This is a genomic window from Roseburia sp. AF42-8 (assembly GCF_003435965.1).
GTDB classification, from domain to species: domain Bacteria; phylum Bacillota; class Clostridia; order Lachnospirales; family Lachnospiraceae; genus Roseburia_C; species Roseburia_C amylophila.
In genome coordinates this window covers 1-4669 of record NZ_QTVB01000085.1, presented here as the reverse complement: position 1 = coordinate 4669, position 4669 = coordinate 1, and the positions used below count along the sequence as shown (strand labels likewise).

Below are 4669 nucleotides of genomic sequence, written 5' to 3'. Positions count from 1 at the left end.
TAATAAAAGCAATCATGTAACAAAACGCAAAATGAGAACAACTTTCGCCATTCTCATTTCCACATAATTTCAATTACTAATCTTCTATACTATCTTTTGTATCTTGGATTTAAATCGCTGAGAATTTTTTTAGCATTTTCAATGTCATTATTCTCAAATTGACTTTTATGTGTATATTTTAATTAATAAAAGCAATCATGTAACAAAACGCAAAATGAGAACAACTTTCGCCATTCTCATTTCCACATAATTTCAATTACTAATCTTCTATACTATCTTTTGTATCTTGGATGTAACAAAACGCAAAATGAGAACAACTTTCGCCATTCTCATTTCCACATAATTTCAATTACTAATCTTCTATACTATCTTTTGTATCTTGGATTAAATCGCTGAGAATTTTTTTAGCATTTTCAATGTCATTATTCTCAAATTCCTTTTCCATTGCCTCTAATTGTCTCATAAGATTTCGCAGATAAGCTTTAAAAATTGCCTTATGTTCATTACTCACTTATTACCACCACCTTTCGTTTTTTATATCACCCAACAGCAAAGTTCTCAAATCAGGGTATCGGCATAATAAGGTACTTTGTTTTATAACTCTACAAATTAACAAAGCTCTCAAACAGGTGTAATGTCAATTGCAATTCATCCACTGTTTTACATCTTTCTGAATTAACAAAGCTCTCAAACGAGCCAAGGGAGAGAAGAGAGCAGAGAGAGGTTTTACATCTTTCTGAATTAACAAAGCTCTCAAACAAAACGAGCTTTATCGGAGAAATGCTGAGGTTTTACATCTTTCTGAATTAACAAAGCTCTCAAACTACTTCGTCCGGGTCTATTAATGCAGTAAAGTTTTACATCTTTCTGAATTAACAAAGCTCTCAAACAAAGCGGCGAAAGCATATCAAACCTCATGTGTTTTACATCTTTCTGAATTAACAAAGCTCTCAAACATATTTAGCTTTGATGCATCGTTTTTACAAGATTATCCACTATCGGTCGAAATGGTTCCATTAAATCAGATGCCAAATTAAATTGATTAAAAATATTATCATGAAATAATCCAATCTGCGTAATATACCCATTTAGGGCTGTTTCTCTAGCACAAGTAGAAAGTAGTAAACTGTAGCCATAATTCAATGCAGCATTTATACTGTTTTCAGCTGTCCTTGTAAAATCCAAACCAAACAATGCATTAAAATAAACTTTTGCTGCATGCCCCTCTCTGTTTGTTGCGTCACCAAACTCAATCTGTGTAATATATTCATAAAGCATCTGAGCTTCCGTTCTATCCCATCTTTCAAGATTTTCAGCCTGTTTTCTGATTTTCTCAGTAACTATTTCCGTCCATACCGATGTTTTTATATCCTCCGACCACGCAATTTGTTTCCGCACTTTCATACTCGTGTCATGGCTTCCGTAATATGGAATTAATTCAGAGGAAGGATTTCTTTTTTCATCACAAAATACCACTTTTATTTTCTTTTTCGTCAACTCACAAAGTAATGCTGCAGTAAGAGAAACGGATGTCGTTTCAATCATCAATATAGAAATTTCACTAATATGTATTTTGACAACATCCTGATTTCTCACTATCAAATAACCCATCTGATAATCTAACTTCGCACTGCTTGAGATGACAACAGTCCGCCAGCTCATACCGTATGGAGATTGATTTTCTTTTCATACAATCCTGTTACAGATTGATTAATCAGATATATTTCTTCATCTCCAATTTTCTTACTTATCAACATTTTTCCACAATGTGCAGATTCGCCCAATAATGTCATATCACATTCACTTCCTAAAACAGCCGCTAATTGTAATATTTGACACAATACCGCACATTGCTCTTTGATTGATAAATTGCTAAACTTTTCACTGCCTTTTTCCAGCTTATCTCCAACAGGATTTGGTCTTTTTGAAAAAATACAATGTTTAAATTTCTGTATAAGTTCTGAATACAAAACCTCATTCTTTTCTTTTGTGATAATCTTATCTATAGTATCTTTTTCTTTGACTTTTTCCAGCTTTGAAATATATTTTATCCACTCATTTTTTAAGCATAAATTTACTGCATTCCGCACACTTAATTGATTTCCTGTTTTCCCGGTAATATAACAGAAATAACCATTCCTCTTTATTAAAGAGCCTATTTTTATCTTTTTAAGCCTTATATCTGCATCAACAAGTCCCAATATTTCGTCACAGTATTTTTTTAATTCGCCCGGTTTCTGTTCTATCTTTCGGGTCAAATACACCGGCACCGATTCAATTGTCCGGATTCGTTTCTTCTTTTCAGTATGTTCTACTAAAAAGAAATATGCACCGGTTACCTTCGTAAATCCTCCATATTTTGTAACATCCTGCATTTTATCATCTGATGACTTAAACGGAATATATCCCTCACCTTTAGCTTTTTTAGCACTGTAAAGAGTCTCATTTGCCAATCCGTCTTTTCCTTCAAAACTATATCGGGTCATCAACGGGGTATTTCTGCTTAACATCCGCTTTACGGTAGTTATTGTTCCTGCCTCTCCATCCTTTCTCTGTGCAATCCATGCCACTTCACCATTACGTTTTACATCCCAGTCAAACATTTTTGACAAATTATAATCTTCTTTATAATTATCATAATCTTTTTTTATAAAGTTAAGCGGATTTTGAGTAAATTTCACATAATATACATTTCCAACTACAATATTAAGATATGCGTCATGAGCATGATGGAAATCATTAACCAGACGACTCTTCGGAATATCATCCCTTGTATGCCTAAATTCAGATACATTTGACGCCTTTGCATAAACAATCTTACTGCCCGGTAAAAGTTGTCGCAGTATATTTGCTACACCTTTTGTTCCCTGGCTGGTTTCTACCAGCTGTCTTGCAATAAATCCCGCTTTTTGTTCATCACTAAATGGATTTCTATCCATAAGACGATTATATTTTTCTTCTGTAATAAATCCAGATTTTCTAAGCTCCAGCCACATTTTTTTCTGTGATAAAAAGATTTCCTCCTCTATTGGGTAATGATCACTCTTATGCGCATTCTTTTCTTTGCAGACTAAAACCAGATTATTATCAATATTATCATCTTTCACAAAATGCCTTGGATAAATATGGTCTATATCATACAGATTATTATCGAATAAATCATCCAATTCTATATGCTTTCCAGTATACATACATCTTCCTTTTTGAGTGAGGTAAAGATACATTTTTTTACTTCTGATTTTTCCATCTTCCTCTGCATTAGCAATCACCTGCATCCAATCAGTAGTTTCATCTTTTACTTTTTTATATAATTCTTCAAATTTATTACGTCTGCTTGAAGTCCGGGTTTTATGTTCATCCGGTTTTCTTGTCATTTCAACAAATATACGCTCTGGTTCGCAGCCCAATACTTTAACCAACTCTTTAATCACGAGAATTGTCTGCCAAATCATTCTCCTTACCGGAGCAGAAAAATAATATTCATTCAAATCTTCCGCTTCAATCTCAGATAATGTTTTCAGCATTGTATTTTGATATTCTGCCAGGCATTCTTTATAGTTATATAAACTGCTATTTATAAGCTCCATTAAATTCAGATTATTGTTCCATAGTGCTCTGATAATACTTATTGATTCCCCTGTTGAAGTATCTGCTCCATTAAGTTCTAAAAATTTCTTTGATAAATTACCCCAATCTTTGAATTTAAATCCTAAAATTCTTTTAATCTGCTCTTCCGAAAGTTTATTTCCATATTTTTCTTCTATTCTAGCTTTCAGGAATTTTCTAGAATCTCCATAGACCGTACACCAAAATACTATGTCCTCTATCATTTTCTGAACACTGTCTTTAGAAATATCCTCACCAAATATCGGTTTGAATTTACCATATGTTGTTAATGCACTATTTATTGAAACATCCACTCCTGTAACCTGCTCTTCTGTTTCAATAATTCCTCTTGTATATAAGTATTTACATAACTGCTTCTTTGTTACTTTTTTCCCTTTTTGAAATACAGCTTTGTATATATCCTGCTTTAACTCAACCGAGATTCTCTCCCCATCAATCTTAATATTATTAATTTCATTAAGAACGCAATAGCTTTGATATTCCAGTGAAGCTTTCGGCAATACCTGTTCTCCGCTAATATATGTGCAACGCCGCACCATCCGTGATATAAATGCTTCTGATGTCGCTTTCATATCTATCTTCTCATCAATATTCCATGGTAAAACCTGTCCATCTTCTCGTCTTACAACCCAACCATTTCCTCCATTTTTGCCACTGTTTTCTGATGTTGGTCCTACATAATACGGTATTTGAAATGTAAAGAGTTTTAATATTCTTTCTGATACCGACAACCCTGTTTCATCCTTTTCCGTTAAAAATGGAAGATAATTTCTGCATTTGAAAGTATTTTCTTCATTTCTCTTGCATGCACCTGATTTGGAATTACTCCGTTAGATGCTGTCAGCTGTTTCGGTAAAAATGTTTCATTTTCAATAGATGTAAGTATTTTCTGTACATTCTCATCTTCTTTTTGAGCATCTTTCAAAAGTTTCTTAATTTCCTTATACAATTCTTCCGAAGTTCTTTTTATTTCCAACTCTTCTTTCCTTATTTTTTGAGTTATAAGATCCTACATATGATGCATAGGAACCATCTGCATCAC

2 protein-coding genes, 1 pseudogene and 1 CRISPR repeat array are annotated in these 4669 nt (G+C 33.2%); all 3 genes and pseudogenes read right to left on the bottom strand.

The window, feature by feature from the left end; translation table 11 throughout:
• Window positions 1-352 precede the first annotated feature (352 nt).
• The gene (locus DW059_RS16000) at window positions 353-511 is read right to left on the bottom strand and encodes a hypothetical protein (protein WP_158552139.1); all 159 of its coding nucleotides are present in this window, start codon (window positions 509-511) and stop codon (window positions 353-355) included.
• A gap of 80 nt (window positions 512-591) precedes the next feature.
• Window positions 592-956: direct repeats of the CRISPR family, unit length 36 nt; unit sequence GTTTTACATCTTTCTGAATTAACAAAGCTCTCAAAC.
• A 4-nt stretch (window positions 957-960) separates the two neighbouring features.
• The gene (gene cas1, locus DW059_RS14940) at window positions 961-1662 is read right to left on the bottom strand and encodes a type II CRISPR-associated endonuclease Cas1 (RefSeq protein WP_117699315.1); all 702 of its coding nucleotides are present in this window, start codon (window positions 1660-1662) and stop codon (window positions 961-963) included.
• Window positions 1659-4552: pseudogene (gene cas9, locus DW059_RS16625) on the bottom strand (type II CRISPR RNA-guided endonuclease Cas9). Before cas9 ends, cas1 begins: the two are co-directional and overlap by 4 nt.
• Between the last annotated feature and the right edge of the window lie 117 nt (window positions 4553-4669).